Origin of the sequence: Neptuniibacter caesariensis (assembly GCF_000153345.1) — a bacterium.
Lineage (GTDB): Bacteria > Pseudomonadota > Gammaproteobacteria > Pseudomonadales > Balneatricaceae > Neptuniibacter > Neptuniibacter caesariensis.
This window is the reverse complement of record NZ_CH724125.1, coordinates 647694-664629: the sequence shown is the minus strand read 5'-3', so window position 1 is coordinate 664629 and position 16936 is coordinate 647694. Positions and strand designations below refer to the sequence as shown.

Here is a 16936-nt window from a genome sequence, read left to right as displayed (position 1 = left end):
GCTTGAACAGGTTGGGCTTCAAGGGAAGGGGCTGCTTCAGTTAGGACAGCTCTCGGGTGGTGAGCGACAACGGCTGATGTTTGCGCAGGCGCTGAGTCGCCCAGCCTCCTTATGGTTTTTAGATGAACCTATGACAGGCCTTGATATGGATGGTCAGCAATTGATTACTGATCTAATTCTATCGCTTCGCCAATCAGGTAAAACCTTGGTGATGGTGCATCATGATATGAGCTTTGTAGCCGAGCATGCTGACAATGTCTTAATTATCGATGGTGGATTGCAATCGCAAGGCGCACCGGAGCAGTTGAACCTTAACCAGGCTATTCAGGGCCAAAGTGCTGCATCATTAGGGGAAGTTGCCTGATGGAATCACTACGTAATTGGGCATTTCAGTTGCAGGCTGAAGGGGTATTGCCGGGTATCTTTGAATATGGCTTTCTGATTAATGCATTGGTGGCGGCATTGATTATCGGCCCTTTATTAGGGGGCATGGGGAGCCTGGTCGTTATTAAACGATTGGCCTTCTTTTCTGAAGCGGTGGGCCATGCGGCACTCACGGGGATCGCCATCGGTATTTTGCTGGGTGAGCCTGCGGCTCATCCTTACGCTTCACTGTTTAGTTTTTGCCTGATTTTCGCATTGCTGTTGCACTGGATTAAAAGCAGGACCCAGGTGCCTTATGATGCGCTGGTTGGGGTGTTTCTTGCCGTCGCCATTGCAATGGGCGCGGCCTTGTTATTGTATGTGGCGCGTAAGGTAAACATTCATATTATTGAGAATGTGCTTTTTGGCTCGATCCTTACCGTACAGGATCGTGATTTGTTTATTCTCGCAGTGATCGGTGCCATCTGTTTGCTACTTGCTATCATGTTTGGTAATCAAGCTCTGCTGGCTTCACTTAATCCTGAATTGGCCAGAGTCAACGGTATCAATACCCGGTTATTCGATTACATATTCGTGGTGATGATCGCGCTAATCACCGTGGCGGCGGTGAAAATTGCTGGGGCAATCCTGGTCGGAGCCATGTTGCTTATTCCTGCAACGACTGCGCGTCTGGTCACACGCAATATCAGGCAATTCTTCTGGAGTAACATCCTGTTGTCTACGCTGTGTTGTGTTGTCGGAATCATCATGCCGATGGCACTGGATCTGCCGATCCCATCAGGTGCCGCGATTGTGCTTCTTGCCAGCTTAGGGTTCGTTCTGGCAGTCATATTCAATCGTTTAAAAGCTATCGCTTAGCGAGTTGTATCTTCTAAGGAATATCGATGAAAGCACTGCTTCTGTTACTTTCTACGTCATTATTTATGACAAGTTCATGGGCGTTAGCACATAAAAAAACGCAGCCCAAACCTGTTATTGTCAGCGCGTTGCCGGTTTTGCATGCACTTAATCAAAGCTTGCTGGAAAGCACGCCGGTTGCGGTCAAATACCTTCCGGCCAAGCGGCTACCAGTTAGCCGAATAAGTAATTGGTTAAAGCATAAAAGCCAACCCGCTATTGCTAAATTAGAACCGGTCACCGCCCTGATTACGGTGGAATCTGTCTGGCCTGAATACGCATTACTAAAACATATGCGCAGTAACAATATTGCTGTGATAGAGATTGATGCCGCGACTGAAATCCTGGCTGGCGGCGCACAGATCCGCTTATCCGAAGCTGATCTGGAAGGTCAGACAGCGTTCTGGATGGCACCCGATAACCTGATCGTAATGAGTCAGATTATTGCACGCGATATGCTGCGTGTTTGGCCTCGCTATGCCGCACAGATTAAAGAAAATCAGCAATCACTTCAGCAAGCGATTCGTGGCTATGCACTTAAACTGGACCAACTGCTTCTCGAGCATGATATAGCGGAGATCTGTCTGGAATCAGACCGGCTGATGCCTTTAGCGCAGGCGACTTATTTACCGGTTGAAACCAGCAACTGTGCAACTGAAAGCCTGAAAATAATAGCTTTTAGTAAGAAGCAACTTATGCACAAAGGGCAGTGGCAGGTTGATAGCTTGAATAAGCCGATTAAGGGTAATCTGCATGATTGGTTGAGTGTAAATCTGCAGCGATTGGAGCAGGCTCTGTAGAGCGAAAATTTGCTCATTTTAAAGCTCTCTTCTACGTTTACTGAAAGATAGCCCCATTTAGTCCAGGGTTTGAGGACTAAAATTGATTGCTAAATTTCATAAGAGGAGAGCCCTCTCATGTCTCATTCACCCGTACACCGGGCAGGGGATGCGCCGGTTAAAGTACACCTGGAAGCAGGCCAGACATACGCCTGGTGCGCATGTGGTCGTTCTGCAAGTCAGCCTTTTTGTGATGGATCACATCAGGGAACCGGTCTGGATCCTATCGTGTTTACTGCCGAAAAAGATGGCGATGTCTGGTTATGCATGTGTAAACAAACCTCAGGGCCTCCTCTGTGCGATGGCAGCCACAAAAACTAATGGGGGCATGTGATTGCTGTGGTAAGATAGCGCGCTTTCTAATGGCGGTGAGGAAAGCCAGTGTCACAGTACGATGTTGTAATAATCGGAGCAGGGGCTTCAGGCCTTATGTGTGCGGCAACGGCGGGTTATCGCGGGCGCTCAGTTCTGGTGCTGGAACACAGCAATAAAATCGGTCGTAAAATCCTCATGGCGGGTGGTGGACGTTGTAACTTCACCAATATTCATAACTCACCGGCTAATTTCCTTTCGGAAAACCCTCACTTCTGTAAATCAGCATTAAGTCGCTACAAGGCTCAGGATTTTATCGATCTGGTTGACCGTCACGGTGTTGAATATCACGAAAAGACCCTCGGCCAACTGTTCTGTAACGAGACAAGTAAAGAGATTCTCCGCGTCCTGCTGACTGAATCAGAATGGGCAGGTAACGAGATTCGCACTGAAACTTCAGTAGAGAAAATCGACAAGCAAGCCTCTGGTTACTTACTCAAAACCAGTAGCGGTGATATCCAGGCGGAATCAGTCGTAATTGCCACCGGTGGTCTGTCCATTCCCAATGGTGGAGCAACCAGCTTTGCCTATGATGTCGCAGCGCAATACGGATTGCAGGTGTTACCTTGTGCGGCGGCACTGGTGCCTTTCACCCTTCAGCCTAAGGATAAAGAGGTGCTTAAAGAGCTGTCAGGTGTATCCCATCGGATTAAAGCGACAATTGGTAAAACCAGCTTTGTCGAGAATATGCTTTTTACCCACCGTGGCTTGAGCGGACCAGCGATTTTACAGATCTCCTCTTACTGGCAACCAGGTGGAGAGGTCGAGATAGATCTGTTCCCCGAATTTGATCTGTTGAGCTGGTTGAAGGAGCAACGTGAAGCGCGGCCTAAAGCGGAAATTACAACTATCATGGCGCAACAGATGAGCAAACGCGTGGCGCAAGTTCTGTGTCAGATGTTTGGTTTCAGCGGCATCATGGGCAACCACTCCAACAAAGATCTGGAGGCAATCAATAAGGCCTTTCGCGAGTGGAAAGTGAAACCTTCAGGTACCGAAGGCTACCGTACAGCGGAAGTTACGATCGGCGGTATCGATACCAATGAGATTAACCAGAAAACTATGGAAGCCAAGAAAGCGCCGGGATTGTATTTTATAGGTGAATGCCTCGATGTAACCGGTCATCTTGGAGGGCATAACTTCCAGTGGGCCTGGGCGTCAGGATTTGCTGCGGGGCAGGTGGTTTAATTTCAGGAAACAATTATAACGAGGATAGCTCTTCCCCCTTTCTTTTATAGAAAAAAGGGGGCTAAAATTGTTCCTTATTTCAGACTATTTTGTTGGATTGATAGGGAAATAGTTCAACAGCAATACTTTTAGACGTAGGGGTGCGACTTTGTTCCCCATAACTATCTAGCGGTATCAGCGGATTTGTTTCCGGATAATACGCCGCTATGTTGCCGATAGGGATATCGTAGGGAACAAGTCTGAAACCGTGAATTTCTCTAACCTTTTCGTCGTGCCATAGTGCTCGCAAGCTAACCCGCTGGTCCGCTTCATAACCTAGACGGGTGATATCTTCCGGGTTTATAAAAACTACCTTCCGTTCATTTTTGATACCCCGATAACGGTCATTCATTCCGTATATTGTGGTGTTGTATTGGTCGTGGGATCGCATAGTTTGCAGTATTAATGTGGTTTTACTGCGTTTGCTACCTGGCAAAAATGGAATAATTTCAGTGGGTAATTGATGAGTGTGGAAGGCCAGCTTTTCCGAAGCTGTTTTCCAAATACGTTCACGGGCACTGTTGCCCAGATAAAATCCACCAGGCTGATCAATTTTACGATTGAAGTTATTGAAGCCTGAAACAGTATCTTCGATAAGATCACGTACCAGCGAATAGTCTTCTGCTAATCTTGTCCAGGGCACCTTGGCTTCGCCAAGAGAAGCGGCTGCGATTCCACAGATAATATCTGGTTCAGAACGCATTTCCTTGGATAATGGCTCTAAAATTCCTTTAGATGCATGCACCATGCTAAAAGAGTCTTCTACAGTTACTTTTTGCTCTCCACTTTGTTGAAGGTCTATATCTGTTCTGCCAAGGCAAGGCAGAATTAGCGCATCTTTACCTGTAATCAGATGAGAACGATTGAGTTTAGTGCTGATATGTACAGTAAGATCACAGTTAGCCAAAGCGCTTTCTGTTACCGGGGTATCTGGTGTGGCTGCAGCAAAATTACCGCCAAGGCCAATAAATACTTTACTTTCACCCGATCGCATCGCCTCTATGGCCTCTACTGTGGAATGGCCGTGGTTACGCGGAGCATCAAAATCGAATCTCTCTTCAAGGCTATCAAGAAAGTCTGCAGAAGGGCGTTCATTAATTCCCATCGTCCGGTCACCTTGAACATTACTGTGACCTCGGACAGGGCAGAGCCCCGCCCCTTTTTTTCCTATATTCCCATTGAGCGCCATCCAGTTAACCAGTTCATGCAACGTGGCCACAGAGTGGAAATGTTGCGTTAGCCCCATAGCCCAGGTGCTGATAACCCGGTTTGATTTTGCATAGACCTCTGCCGCTGTTTCTATCTCTGATTGCTCCAGACCGGATTGCTCGCATATCTGGCTCCAGTCTGTTTCTTTAACTGTATTCAGGTAATCGGCAACACCGGTTGCGTGTTCGGATAGAAAGCCGGAGTCGGGTGTAAAGTCACTTCTTTCCAAAAGAGCCTTTACCATCCCGCGGATAATGGCCATATCTCCACCAAGGTGCGGGGTAAAGTACAACGAGTTCATGGTCGTTGAACTATTCGATAGCATTTCAATCGGATCTTGTGGGTGCTGAAATTTTTCAAGACCACGCTCTTTCAGGGTGTTAAATATGACTACGCTTGCACCACGCTTAATGGCTCCTCGCAAGGTGTCTAACATGCGGGGATGATTAGTGCCCGGGTTCTGACCGAAAACAAAAATTGCATCAGCGTGTTCGAAGTCTTCCAGAGTTACTGTGCCTTTGCCGATTCCTATGCTACTGCTAAGAGCGACGCCACTGGCTTCATGACACATGTTGGAGCAATCAGGGAAATTGTTCGTACCAAACATCCTGCCAAACAGCTGGTATAGGTAAGCCGCTTCATTGCTGGCCCTGCCAGAGGTATAGAGTTCAAGTTGATCAGGGTGTTGAAGGTTGTGAAGGTGATCTGCAATTAAATTGTATGCCTGATCCCATGTGATCGGTAAGTATTTATCAGAGTCAGCATCATAACGCATGGGCTCACAAAGCCGCCCCTGATATTCAAGATAGTAGTTGGTTTGTTGTTTTAACCAGCTCACTTGGTACTTGGCGAAGAATGTCCGATCAACTTTCTTAGATGTTGCTTCCCAGTTAACAGCTTTAGCCCCGTTTTCACAAAAACGGATTCTGCTCGGGTTTTTCTCTTCACCCCAAGCGCATCCGGGGCAGTCAAAGCCATCGTGTTGGTTGGTATTAAGCAGGGTTTTGATATTTTTCGCGGCATTCTTGCTTTGCAGGAGGTGCGTCGTTGTACTTTGCAGTGCGCCCCAACCGCCAGCTGGTTTATCATCAGAGGGTTTCTGGATCTCTGCTCTGTCGCTGTTCGATGACTTTTGCTTTTTCATAGTTCACCCCCGAGAGAATTCGAATGTGTGTAGACCCTGATCTCCCCTGAGCGGGTGACCTGAATAAGGTTTAATTTATAGTGCTGTGCCATATCTATCGCAAGATTGCTGGGGCTGGAGAGATTAACCAGAGTAGAGAGTCCTGCTCTGGCTGCTTTTTGTACCAACTCGACGCTGCAGCGGCTGGTTAATATTACGAAGTGCTGGCTTAGCTTGAGCTGTTCAAACAACGCAAAGCCGAGCACTTTATCTAACGCATTATGCCGCCCGATATCTTCCTGCGTAGTTAATATGGTGCCGGAAGGGTCTATTAATTGTGCAGTGTGTAGGCCTGCAGATGATTTAATATTCTTATGGGCATTTATTAATAGGTCAGAGGTTGGAATCTTTGTTTCGTGAAGAGGGTTAATGCCGGGTAATGCTTCGCTTATCGCTGCACTGCCACAGAGCCCGCAACTGGTTAACCCTCGCCTGAAACTTTGTCTTTTCTTGTATTCATGAAATTGCCGGGGGCTAATGCGCAGATCCACGATCAGGCTTTTTACCTTGAGGTCTTGTTCAGCGCTATTAATCTGGTGGGAATCTTCACGAATAGTAATATCCCGTATCTGTTCAATGTGATCAACGATTCCTTCAGCGAAGGCAAACCCGGCAGCATAGTATTTCAGATTAGTCGGGGTAACCATCATCACTGCATGAGCTATCCCATTAATAGCAATGCTGACAGGTGTTTCGATTGCGTGAGATTTAGATTGGCTACACATTTTTTGCATGAATTTATGATAACTAGTTAAAGTCTACCCTTAATAGCTGGCTAGCGGGTGTTGGCTGAACCGTTAACTGAAGTTTCGCTCCATATACCCTTTCTAAAAAAGCCCCCGGGACGGGGGCAATAAACTAGCTAATAAGCAAGCTAGCAGGTCGACGCAAAGTTTAGTGGATATAGATTAGCGCCCTCCTGCGCCTAAACGGGACTGCTCACTGGAACTGACCAAAATGCCTGTACCTAGGCGGTTTATCTCGCCCCAGAGTTCATCATCAATGTTGATACCGTTAGCAACCGCTTCTTCTTTATTTGATGCTACCTTTTCAGCAGATACATCAAGGGTATTGGAGTTTCCTCTCGAATGTTGCAATGAAGAGGTCAGGTCTACCCGTGAACTACAGATAATGGTCAATGCCTGAGCATCTAAATCGTTAACCTCAAGGGCTGTTGTTGCTTCACTGTAACTTGGGTAGCGATCACCGGCTTTTATCGCCGCAGTATGTTCTGTAATAACATGGCTGCCGTTTTGCCAATATGCTGCAGCGCTAATTCCTCTGCGGCCACAATCCGTGAGAGCTTTAAGGATAAATTTACGATTATGGCAGTTATGTACGGTAACGGTTGCTATGCCATTTTCCAGCGCCTTGGCATGAGCAAGATCGACTGAGGCTGCGATACAGTTGAGAGCGCTGCGGCCATGGCTATCAATGATGGCAGAGGTCTTGTCTTCATAAACTACGCTACTCAGTGGCTTATCACTGTCTGTATTGATGAAGGGCAAAGCACGGGTTAATTCATCCAGCCCTTTTAAACCATGCTTTTCCAGCCAAAGGATCATGTTGGCAGCGTCTTCGTAATTACCTACGAAGTAGCCGGTAGCTTCAAAACAGCGGCGTAGGGCTGCACTCAATTCATTCATGGATATTTTCATTAGTTTACTCCCTGCTGTTTTGGTGCCAGTGGCATGAACCAGTCATCGTTAAAGGGTTTGCCAATATCTTCGAGTAAAGGGGCCCCCTGGAACATGGTATTACGTACCCATAGTCGAGAACGCGGGTCAAACTTACTTACCCCAAAGAAGGCCAGTTTACAGCGCAGCAGGTGCATCGGCAGGATGTTTCTATCTAGCAAGTTAGCTTGAATATCACCATAGATGCAGCGGTTCATGCTTTGAATACGTCGTACTATGCCACGCATTTTAGGGTGGGCAACCATAAAGCGGGCGGTGGTGTGATCGGCGTGCTCGTCCATATACTCGCAGAGATGGTTGTAGCATTTACGTACCGCGTATCCGACACCGAGTGCCATTTGCTTATCTTTCGCTTCCAGGTCAGCGACGCTACCCAGACGAGGTTCCATCTTCTCTTCGGAGCGATACCAGCATGTTTCACGTGTGCCTTCAGCTGTAAAATCAATAGCAAGCGCCCAGTCATAACGGCTTTCAATCACTTGTTTCAATACCTGAAGGGGCATCAGAGGATCCAGTTCGAGGACTTCGTCAGCATTGTGAAACTCTTCAAGTTCATCGACCAGTTCCGGGTAGAGTTCCAGCATGATAGAAACTAGCATCTCCTGACCTTGAAGGGAGCAGTTAGTCTCACTCCATTGCAATAGCTCATCCCAGCCACTGAAACCATTATTCGTGTGTTGTTTCAATGATGTTAAGTCCTGCAATACCTTCTGGTTATTATCCGTCTGCCACTCATCTTCAGTTTCAGTTTCAGCCGTGTGTATGTAGCTGCGATCAATTAAGCAATTGAATTCTTGTTTGATACTGTCATCAATATGTCCTAAAGCGCGGACACGTGCCAGGGCCAGCTCTCGCATCTCTACCCACTGATTGATCAGCAATGGATGGTTAACCAGATAAGGAGCCATGCCCAGCCCTGTTGAGTTGCCAATGCCAAAATAACGTTTGATCTCTGGCTCAAATGGGGCAAAGTTCTCGGGGGACTTGTGTTTGGCAATATGCTCAGCCTGGAGTAGGCTGAAATTGCGTAACATCAGGCAGACAAACATCTCACCTGCAAAAGGGCGGGCAAAATCAGGGAATTTGCTGCGTACTTTTTCCCAGTCAGCCATACCTAATTTCCCGCTGCCGTAAACTGCAGTAGTACGGTACAAATAGCCAACTTTGGCAATTCGTTCGGCATCCGGCTGTTTGCCCTGTGCTAACTGCTCGACTACATAATCAAAATTACGTGCACTACGGTTGGCCCTTGAGAGAACAAACACCCGCGAATCAACTCGACCTGCTTCTTGTTTAGGTACGTTCTGACGTAGTTTTTCCAGGTAGACATCATCAACTTCACCTTCGACAAGCGCCATGGTCAGGTCCCACTTGGTGGCGATAACGCGGTCGTTACGTTCTTCTGAAGAGAGATAATCTGAGAAAAGTACGAAGCTGAATACCCCGTGAGGGGCGTTGATTTTATAGATAACAGTGCCGTAGCCGTCTTTATCCAGTTGGAACACGGCTGGGGTGATCTGCCAGCGTTCTTTCATAATCCGACGGACCAGCGTGCGCATAAAACTTAAGCGGCTTTGGTGCAACGAACCTAAGCGCTCCAGGTCCATGACTTGGTTGGCAGGGCGGAGTGGCAATGCATTATCACCTCTGAGTGAGGTAAGGATAGCAGCAGGTGTTGTCATTATTATAATCCTCTATTGCAACACATCTTTTTTAAATGGCCGGTATGAAACCCGGATACAGCATAGATGTGTGGAAACCAACGAACTCTGATTCTCTGCGGGTTTCGCATTAGTTGTTTTCTACAGAGAGAGCCACACCTGTATGGTTAAAGTATTAACCCGTTACCCGGTGTAAACAAATCAGACTGCTTCTGAAGCCTGATGATCAACTACAGTACGTCAGCGACCGTAGTGACTCGTTTATCATGGGAAAATAGTTAAGAACGTACAAATCAAAAGGTTATATCGCTCGATAAGATAAACTTATCAATAGTGCTGAAGGTATTATTTTTTCTATGGTTTGAGGCGCTGGGTTTACAGGACCTATCGCTTTAAAAAAATAAATAGTCCATTTTTGCCTTCTATTAGAAATGGTGACAGCTAGCCTTTACCCGTTGAGTCTAGAATAAACTGGATTAAGGACTCTGCTGCGGGGGTCAGGCTTTTATTGCTCATCTGGATAATCCCTATTTGGCGGACAATATCCGGTTCTTTTAAAGGGATGAACCTCAAATTGGGGTTGCCTTGTGGGAAAGCAAAGCCGGGCAGTGTGCTGATGCCTAATCCCTGTTCAAGCATAGCTATGAGTGAAATCATATTAGAGATATAGAACTGTGATGATGTCAGAAGGGGAGCAGCATCGGTTTCCTGAAGCAGGCGAGAGGTGCCGTTACTTATTAAGCGGTGATCACGTAACTCTTTCCAATGCAGTTCAGATTTATCTGCTAAAGGGTGGTCGCTACGGCAAACTACCCCAATCTGGTCTTCCCATATCGGGGTGAATGTTTTATCACTATGTTCATCCGCTTCCCACATGCTAGCTATCCCGAAGTCCACTTGCTTGTTTTCCACCATCTTTAAAACTGCCCCGGCATTATCATCAAAGAAACTGATATGAAGATTAGGGGCGTTTTCAACAAACTTAGATAAGATCTCCGGTAGCATTCTGCTTGCAATCGAGGGCACGGAAGCTAGACGCAGATGACCTGTTTTATGTTCTGCCAGTAAGGTCATATCTTGAGCGATGCGATCGTGGTGTTCGATTAGTTCTTTGGCTTTGGGCAGAAAGGATTTACCAAAAGGAGTTAGTTCAGTTTTAGTAGTTTTGGTGTTTCGCTTTTCAAACAGCGACTCTCCCAGCTTATTTTCCAGATCCTTGATAGAAAGTGATATCGCCGGTTGTGTGCGGTGCGCTTTCTCTGCAGCAAGGTGGAAGCCTTTCAGTTCTGCTACCCAAACAAAATGTCTCAACTGAGTGATCTTTAATTCAGGCAACATAATTATCTCCTATGGCTCTATTTATCTTCAGAATTGGGGTCAAAGGTGTTGTTTGAGCGCTGTACCAATATAGTGATAAGAAAACCTTATCGTCAAATATTAATTATTAATTTTTATTATCCAAACTTCCCCCCTAAGATGTGATTAACAACTTTAGGAGGTCGATATGTCTGATTCAGTTTTTCGTAATTACATTGCAGGTGAGTGGGTAGAAGGTAGTAAAGGCAGCGTGGCAAACATCAGCCCTGCCGATACCAGCGATGTGATCGGTCATTATGCTCAGGCGGATAAGGTGCAAACTGAGGCTGCGATCGCTGCAGCGCAGGAGGGCCAGAAAGAATGGCAGAAGAGTGGCCTGGAGCAACGTTACTCTGTTTTGATGGCGATTGGTGATGAGCTGATCGCACGTAAAGATGAATTAGGTGAAATTCTGGCCCGTGAAGAAGGCAAAACTCTCGCAGAGGGAGTGGGTGAAACATATCGCTCCGGTCAGTTCTTTCACTACTACGCAGCAGAAGTTCTGCGTCAGATGGGCGAAACAGCTGACTCTGTTCGTCCCGGTATAGAGATTGAAACTCGCCGTGAGCCAGTTGGTGTTGTGGGCATTATCACACCTTGGAACTTTCCGACTGCAACAGGTGCATGGAAGATCGCGCCTGCACTGGCTTTTGGTAATGCAATTGTTTGGAAACCTGCCAATCAGGTCCCTGCATCAGCCTGGGCTCTAACGGAAATTATATCTCGCCAAAACCTGCCTGCGGGTACCTTTAACCTGGTTATGGGGCCTGGTGCAGAAGTAGGTGATGTGCTGATTAACTCCCGTGATATTAATGCGCTGACCTTTACCGGTTCGTTGGAAACTGGCCGCAAGGTTGCTGCTGCAACGGCGGTTAACCTAGTTAAATGCCAGCTTGAGATGGGCAGTAAGAATGCTCTGGTAGTTCTGGATGATGCGGATCTTGAAAATGCTGTTGAATGTGCTGTAGGCGGTGCTTACGGCGGTACAGGTCAGAAATGTACGGCGTCCTCACGACTGATTGTTACAGAAGGTATTCACGATCGTTTTGTAGAAGCAATGGTCGAGCGTATGAAGAAGCTGGTTGTTGGGCACCCACTTAAAGCCGGGGTTCATATCGGTGCAGTGGCTGATGCACGTCAGATGGAACAGAACCTGGAATACCTGGAACTGGCCAAGAAAGAAGGTGGCAATCTGGTATATGGCGGTGAAGTTCTTAATGAAGAGACTGAGGGCTACTTCATGCAACCGGCACTGTTCACCGAAACTACAAATGCAATGACGATTAACCGTGATGAAGCGTTTGCGCCGATTGCGTGTGTCATCAAGGTAAAGGATTACGACGAAGCGTTGGCAACACTGAACGATACTAACTTTGGTCTGACTGGTGGTATCTGCACGCAATCCCTGAAACACGCATCTGACTTTAAACGAAATGCCAAAACTGGTTGTGTGATGGTTAACCTGCCAACAGCAGGGACTGACTACCACGTTCCTTTTGGTGGCCGTAAAGATTCTAGCTTCGGCCCGCGAGAACAGGGTACGTATGCCAAAGAGTTCTACACCGTTGTGAAGACAACCTATATCAGCGCCTAACAACAATTTTGTAATGCTGAGACGGAGAGATTGTCATGCATAACGAATTACATAACGAGATGATCGTAGTCGACGGCCTCCAGTATTCGAACTGGAACCGGAAGATCTTCGAGCAGCTCCGGGAGGGGGGCGTAACGATGGTGCATGCCACCATTGTTTACCACGAGCAGATCCGTGAAACGCTAATGCGCATTGCCGAATGGAATCGTCACTTTGAAATGAACAGTGATTTGATTATGCCGGTAAAAAGTGCTGCGGATATTAGGCTGGCAAAACAGCTGGGCAAGGTTGGCATCATGTTTGGTGCTCAGAACTGTTCACCCATTGAGGACGATATTGGCATGGTCGAGGTGATGCGTGAGCTGAATCTGATGATTATGCAACTGACTTATAACAATCAAAGCTTATTAGCTTGTGGTTGTTATGAGGCGGAAGACAGTGGTGTGACCCGTTTTGGTCGCCAGGCCATTAAAGAGATGAACCGAGTCGGCATGATTGTGGATATGAGCCACAGTGGTGAGCGCAGCACGCTTGAAGCGATCGAGATATCGGAACGCCCAATTGTTATCTCTCACGCAAACCCTTTGAGCTTCCATGCAGCAAAGCGTAATAAGTCTGACAAGGTATTAAAAGCTCTGGGTGAATCCGGTGGTTTGTTAGGTTTCAGCCTTTATCCGTTTCATTTGAAAAACGGCCCGGATTGCACTTTAGAAGATTTCTGCGACATGGTTGCCGGCACTGCCGACATGATGGGCATCGATCGGATCGGAATAGGTACCGATCTTTGTCAGGAGCAACCTCTATCTGTACTCGAATGGATGCGTAACGGTCGCTGGTCTAAGGACATGGATTACGGTGAAGGCTCTAAGTCGAATGCTGACTGGCCACGTCCCCTGAGCTGGTTCCGCGATAGCCGAGATTTCCCAAATTTAACCCGTGGTTTAGTCGAGCGAGGCTTCAGTAATGAAGATGTAGCCAAAATCATGGGGTTGAACTGGCTTAATTTCCTTGATGAGGGGCTGAAGCCAAAGCAAGAGTCTTAAGCAATGACAATGTTTGTAGAACTGATTAACTAGGATTAGTCAGTTCTACTGATTTGCCTGATAACAAATAAATATAAAGACCCGTCAGGAGAACTAAAATGAGTGATACTCTGCAAGCTGCAGTTCCTGAAACGCAGCTTAAAAATCAAGAAGAGGCGAACATGTCAGATAGCAAATACTTGGCAGGAGTTGATTTGCCGGTGCTGTTTATCAGCGGTGGTGCACTTTTGCTGTTTGCTATTTTCGCCTTGTATGACATTGAAATGGTTTCGGGCTGGGTTAATACCGCCTTTGCAACTTCGACAAAATACTTCGGTGCCTATTGGCAGGTACTGTTGCTACTTACGTTTGTCATTGGCCTTTTCCTTACCGTGGGGCGTACTGGTTCGGTTGTCCTTGGTGGAATCAAAACCCCAGAAATGCCTACCTTCCAGTGGATCTCAGTCATCATGTGTACACTGCTTGCAGGTGGTGGCGTGTTCTGGGCTGCTGCAGAGCCAATGGCTCACTTTACATCGTCTCCCCCTCTGTTTGCGGGAACCGAAGCAGGCACCCCTGAAGCGGCATATAACGCGCTGGCGCAAAGCTTTATGCACTGGGGGTTTCTGGCATGGGCGATCTTGGGGAGCCTGACAGGTATTGTATTTATGTACCTGCACTATGAAAAAGGTTTGCCACTGAAACCACGCACTCTGCTTTATCCGGTGTTTGGCGATAAGGTGATGACCGGCCCGTTAGGCGCTATAGTTGACGCGAGCTGTGTGCTGGCAGTGGTAGCGGGTACTGTAGGACCGATCGGGTTTCTTGGCCTGCAGGTAAGCTTTGGCCTTGAGAAATTGTTCGGTATTGCCAACACCTATACTACCCAGTTAGCGATCCTCGGTGTCCTTATTGGCATCTACACTATTTCTGCGGTGAGTGGTGTAACAAAGGGTATTCAGATTCTTAGCCGTGCCAATGTTTTCCTGGCTTTTTGTTTAATGGCATTCATTCTGTTCTTCGGTCCAACCGGGTTCATTATTGATGGTTACCTGCATGGCTTTGGTATCTACCTCGACCAGTTTATTCCAATGGCAACATTCCGCGCTAATCCAGGCTGGTTGGATTGGTGGACTGTATTCTTCTGGGGCTGGTTCCTGGGCTATGGCCCGCTGATGGCAATGTTTGTAGCGCGAATCTCTAAAGGACGTACGATCCGTGAAATGGTTCTGCTGATCTCCATTGTTGCACCCATTATCACCTGCTTCTGGTTCACCATTGTTGGCGGTAGTGGACTGGCATTTGAACTGGCGAATCCAGGAGTGATCTCTGAGCCTTTCACTGGTTTCAATCTGCCTGCTGCACTACTGGCTATCACTGAACAGCTGCCTTTAGGGTTTGTAATTTCAGTGCTGTTCCTGATTTTGACAACGATCTTTGTAGCCACTACCGGTGACTCCATGACCTATGCAGTGTCCATGGTAATGACGGGTACTGATCATCCAAAAAGCTCAGTGCGCGTGTTCTGGGGTGTAATGATGGGGGTCGTTGCGGCACTACTGATATCGATTGGCTCCGGGGGTATCTCTGCGCTGCAATCTTTCATTGTGGTAACCGCTGTTCCTGTATCTCTGGTATTGCTGCCATCTCTTTGGACCGCACCACAGATCGCCAGAAAGATGGCTGACGATCAAGGGCTGTAATCCTGGTATCTACTTCCCATTCAACTGAGCGGCCTCGGCCGCTCCTTTCTCTGTTACAAAAGTGAACTGTTATGAAAAAAGCGATTAAAACTGATCTTTTTGCCTCTAAAGCACCACTAGAATGGGCTGTTGTTGCCAATGGCCAGCTGTCTACAGCTCAGATACCAATTGATGCAGAAGGAAAGGTAGTAGAGGGTGGAATTGAAGCTCAGGCCCGTCAGACTATGGAGAATTTTAAACATACCATCGAATCTGCCGAGCTTACTATGGATGCAGTTACCCAAGTACTCATCTATGTGACGGATCGTGATCAACTGCCGGTATTCAACAAGGTGTACGCCGAGTATTTTGACGCGCCTTATCCAAATCGTGCAGCTATGGTTGTTGCAGGTCTGGCGCGTGAAGAGATGCTATGTGAGATTGTTGCTTACGCTGTAGTTCCTAACAGCTAACCGAACTTACCCTTTTCTATCTGATAGCCAACAGGATCTGTTGGCTTTTTCTTTGCAATTACTACCCCTGAACGATTGGTGCTTATTATGCGCGCAACACTGTTTTCGTTGATCTCGTTGTTTATAAGCTGCTTTATTTTGTTGACAGCTAACGGCTTAATTAACGTTCTGATGCCTGTGCGGATGGCGCTAGAAGAGTTTGATACCGACAGTATAGGTTTTGTGCAGTCTCTGTATTTTGTCGGGGTGTTAGTAGGCGCAATATACAGTAAAAAACTGATCATCCGCGCTGGACACATTCGTATGTTCGCAGGTTGTGTCTCTATAGGTGCAGTCAGTATTCTGATATGCAGTTTGCATGAGGATATTTATCTCTGGGGTTGCATGCGGATGGTGTTGGGCTTTTGTAATGCCAGCGCATTTTCTGCAATGGAAAGCTGGCTAAGTGATCGCACAACGCCTTCGAACCGTGGCCGTGTACTGGCTGTCTACAATGCAACTATGCTTGCAGGGTTGTTCGCCGGGCAATTCTTTATGAATCTGGCCGAACCAGAAGAATCTAAGCTATTTGTTATCGGAGGTATTTTACTATGCTTGGCTGTTATCCCCATCGCCCTGAGTAAACATAAAGGCCCGCGTATTGAAGAGGCAAAATCTATTTCACTGTTGGCTCTGTATCGGATCTCCCCTCTGGGCGTTGTGAGTTGTTTGGTCGCAGGTAGTATTTACGCGGCCATTTTTAATTTATTGCCAGTGTTTGCCAATGAAAACAGTATTGTTGATTTTCAACTTTCATTGTATATGGGTGTGGCAATTCTCGGGGCTTTCTTATTGCAATTCCCGGTAGGGTTTTTATCAGATAAATATGATCGGCGAACGGTATTATTTTCTCTGTTGTCAGTGTCTGCAGTAAGTTGTGTTGCGGCTACCTGGTTTGCTGAAATGGAGAACCTTACTGGGTTATTCATAACTACAGCGTTAAGTTGTGGAATTATTGCCTGTACCTATCCTCTTAGCCTCAGTGAAACCTTTGATAAGTTGGAAAAAGATCAATTAGTTGCCGCAATGGGATGCATGGTGTTGGCTTTTGCTTTCGGAGGGGTTGTCGGTCCTTATAGCGCTTCACTGGTTATGGAATGGGTGGGCAGTGCAGGCCTGTTCTATTGTCTGGCAGTAACTCAACTTCTCTTGGCTGTTTTTGTTATTTATAGAATCAAGATGCGACCTGCGCTTCCTGTTGAAGAGCAGACTCATTTTGTGATGCAGGGAGGGGCTGTTACCGGAGCGGTGGTAGAGATGGCGCCTGAAGAATCAAGGATAACAAGTGACAGTTAGGGTAT

At 47.0% G+C, this 16936-nt stretch carries 15 protein-coding genes; 10 read left to right on the top strand and 5 right to left on the bottom strand.

The genetic code is table 11. The features are described from left to right. The 5 genes from MED92_RS03280 to MED92_RS03260 form a co-directional block, all read left to right on the top strand. Positions 1 to 364: ATP-binding cassette domain-containing protein (locus tag MED92_RS03280; protein ID WP_007020057.1), on the top strand; the 364-nt coding region annotated here is incomplete at its 5' end. After that, positions 364 to 1242, top strand: a complete 879-nt coding sequence (locus tag MED92_RS03275) for a metal ABC transporter permease (RefSeq protein WP_007020056.1) — start codon at positions 364 to 366, stop codon at positions 1240 to 1242. The genes MED92_RS03280 and MED92_RS03275, both read left to right, overlap by 1 nt. A gap of 26 nt (positions 1243 to 1268) precedes the next feature. Next, the gene (locus MED92_RS03270) at positions 1269 to 2081 is read left to right on the top strand and encodes a hypothetical protein (protein ID WP_007020055.1); all 813 of its coding nucleotides are present in this window, start codon (positions 1269 to 1271) and stop codon (positions 2079 to 2081) included. Between the two features lie 117 nt (positions 2082 to 2198). After that, complete coding sequence (locus MED92_RS03265) at positions 2199 to 2441, top strand: CDGSH iron-sulfur domain-containing protein (RefSeq protein WP_007020054.1); 243 nt, start codon at positions 2199 to 2201, stop codon at positions 2439 to 2441. Between the two features lie 108 nt (positions 2442 to 2549). Then, positions 2550 to 3680, top strand: coding sequence for a BaiN/RdsA family NAD(P)/FAD-dependent oxidoreductase (locus MED92_RS03260; protein ID WP_007020053.1), 1131 nt, complete (start codon positions 2550 to 2552; stop codon positions 3678 to 3680). Positions 3681 to 3759: 79 nt separating this feature from the next. Here MED92_RS03260 and MED92_RS03255 read toward each other — a convergent pair whose 3' ends face one another. The 5 genes from MED92_RS03255 to MED92_RS03235 all read right to left on the bottom strand — a co-directional run bounded on the left by MED92_RS03255 (position 3760) and on the right by MED92_RS03235 (position 10807). Next, positions 3760 to 6072 (bottom strand): FdhF/YdeP family oxidoreductase, encoded by a 2313-nt coding sequence (locus tag MED92_RS03255; protein WP_007020052.1) that lies wholly within the window; start codon positions 6070 to 6072, stop codon positions 3760 to 3762. Next, complete coding sequence (fdhD, locus tag MED92_RS03250) at positions 6069 to 6845, bottom strand: formate dehydrogenase accessory sulfurtransferase FdhD (RefSeq protein WP_007020051.1); 777 nt, start codon at positions 6843 to 6845, stop codon at positions 6069 to 6071. Before fdhD ends, MED92_RS03255 begins: the two co-directional genes overlap by 4 nt. 174 nt (positions 6846 to 7019) lie before the next feature. Next, a complete protein-coding gene (locus tag MED92_RS03245; protein ID WP_007020050.1) occupies positions 7020 to 7769 on the bottom strand; it encodes a DUF3726 domain-containing protein in 750 nt (249 codons plus the stop codon). Continuing rightward, positions 7769 to 9490 (bottom strand): hypothetical protein, encoded by a 1722-nt coding sequence (locus MED92_RS03240; protein ID WP_007020049.1) that lies wholly within the window; start codon positions 9488 to 9490, stop codon positions 7769 to 7771. Before MED92_RS03240 ends, MED92_RS03245 begins: the two co-directional genes overlap by 1 nt. A gap of 420 nt (positions 9491 to 9910) precedes the next feature. Continuing rightward, positions 9911 to 10807: a LysR family transcriptional regulator gene (locus tag MED92_RS03235; protein WP_007020048.1), complete on the bottom strand. Its 897-nt coding sequence runs from the start codon at positions 10805 to 10807 to the stop codon at positions 9911 to 9913. 166 nt (positions 10808 to 10973) lie between these two features. On the opposite strand from MED92_RS03235, the gene MED92_RS03230 reads away from it, so the two are divergent. From MED92_RS03230 to MED92_RS03210, 5 genes are all read left to right on the top strand, one after another. After that, a complete protein-coding gene (locus MED92_RS03230) occupies positions 10974 to 12419 on the top strand; it encodes an aldehyde dehydrogenase family protein (protein ID WP_007020047.1) in 1446 nt (481 codons plus the stop codon). Between the two features lie 35 nt (positions 12420 to 12454). Then, positions 12455 to 13462, top strand: coding sequence for a dipeptidase (locus MED92_RS03225; protein WP_007020046.1), 1008 nt, complete (start codon positions 12455 to 12457; stop codon positions 13460 to 13462). A 98-nt stretch (positions 13463 to 13560) separates the two neighbouring features. Then, on the top strand, positions 13561 to 15144 hold the full coding sequence (locus MED92_RS03220) for a BCCT family transporter (protein ID WP_007020045.1): 1584 nt from the start codon (positions 13561 to 13563) through the stop codon (positions 15142 to 15144). A 71-nt stretch (positions 15145 to 15215) separates the two neighbouring features. Beyond that, entirely contained in the window at positions 15216 to 15596 is a 381-nt protein-coding gene (locus MED92_RS03215; protein ID WP_007020044.1) for a RidA family protein, read from the top strand. An 87-nt stretch (positions 15597 to 15683) separates the two neighbouring features. Beyond that, on the top strand, positions 15684 to 16931 hold the full coding sequence (locus MED92_RS03210; protein WP_007020043.1) for an MFS transporter: 1248 nt from the start codon (positions 15684 to 15686) through the stop codon (positions 16929 to 16931). The last annotated feature ends 5 nt before the right edge of the window (positions 16932 to 16936 follow it).

Coding starts and splice junctions, on each gene's coding strand:
- fdhD (WP_007020051.1), bottom strand. CDS start 6,845: ATGCAAAAAATGTGTAGCCAATCTAAATCTCACGCAATCGAAACACCT.
- MED92_RS03215 (WP_007020044.1), top strand. CDS start 15,216: ATGAAAAAAGCGATTAAAACTGATCTTTTTGCCTCTAAAGCACCACTA.
- MED92_RS03220 (WP_007020045.1), top strand. CDS start 13,561: ATGAGTGATACTCTGCAAGCTGCAGTTCCTGAAACGCAGCTTAAAAAT.
- MED92_RS03235 (WP_007020048.1), bottom strand. CDS start 10,807: ATGTTGCCTGAATTAAAGATCACTCAGTTGAGACATTTTGTTTGGGTA.
- MED92_RS03265 (WP_007020054.1), top strand. CDS start 2,199: ATGTCTCATTCACCCGTACACCGGGCAGGGGATGCGCCGGTTAAAGTA.
- MED92_RS03210 (WP_007020043.1), top strand. CDS start 15,684: ATGCGCGCAACACTGTTTTCGTTGATCTCGTTGTTTATAAGCTGCTTT.
- MED92_RS03260 (WP_007020053.1), top strand. CDS start 2,550: ATGTGTGCGGCAACGGCGGGTTATCGCGGGCGCTCAGTTCTGGTGCTG.
- MED92_RS03275 (WP_007020056.1), top strand. CDS start 364: ATGGAATCACTACGTAATTGGGCATTTCAGTTGCAGGCTGAAGGGGTA.
- MED92_RS03255 (WP_007020052.1), bottom strand. CDS start 6,072: ATGAAAAAGCAAAAGTCATCGAACAGCGACAGAGCAGAGATCCAGAAA.
- MED92_RS03245 (WP_007020050.1), bottom strand. CDS start 7,769: ATGAAAATATCCATGAATGAATTGAGTGCAGCCCTACGCCGCTGTTTT.
- MED92_RS03270 (WP_007020055.1), top strand. CDS start 1,269: ATGAAAGCACTGCTTCTGTTACTTTCTACGTCATTATTTATGACAAGT.
- MED92_RS03240 (WP_007020049.1), bottom strand. CDS start 9,490: ATGACAACACCTGCTGCTATCCTTACCTCACTCAGAGGTGATAATGCA.
- MED92_RS03225 (WP_007020046.1), top strand. CDS start 12,455: ATGCATAACGAATTACATAACGAGATGATCGTAGTCGACGGCCTCCAG.
- MED92_RS03230 (WP_007020047.1), top strand. CDS start 10,974: ATGTCTGATTCAGTTTTTCGTAATTACATTGCAGGTGAGTGGGTAGAA.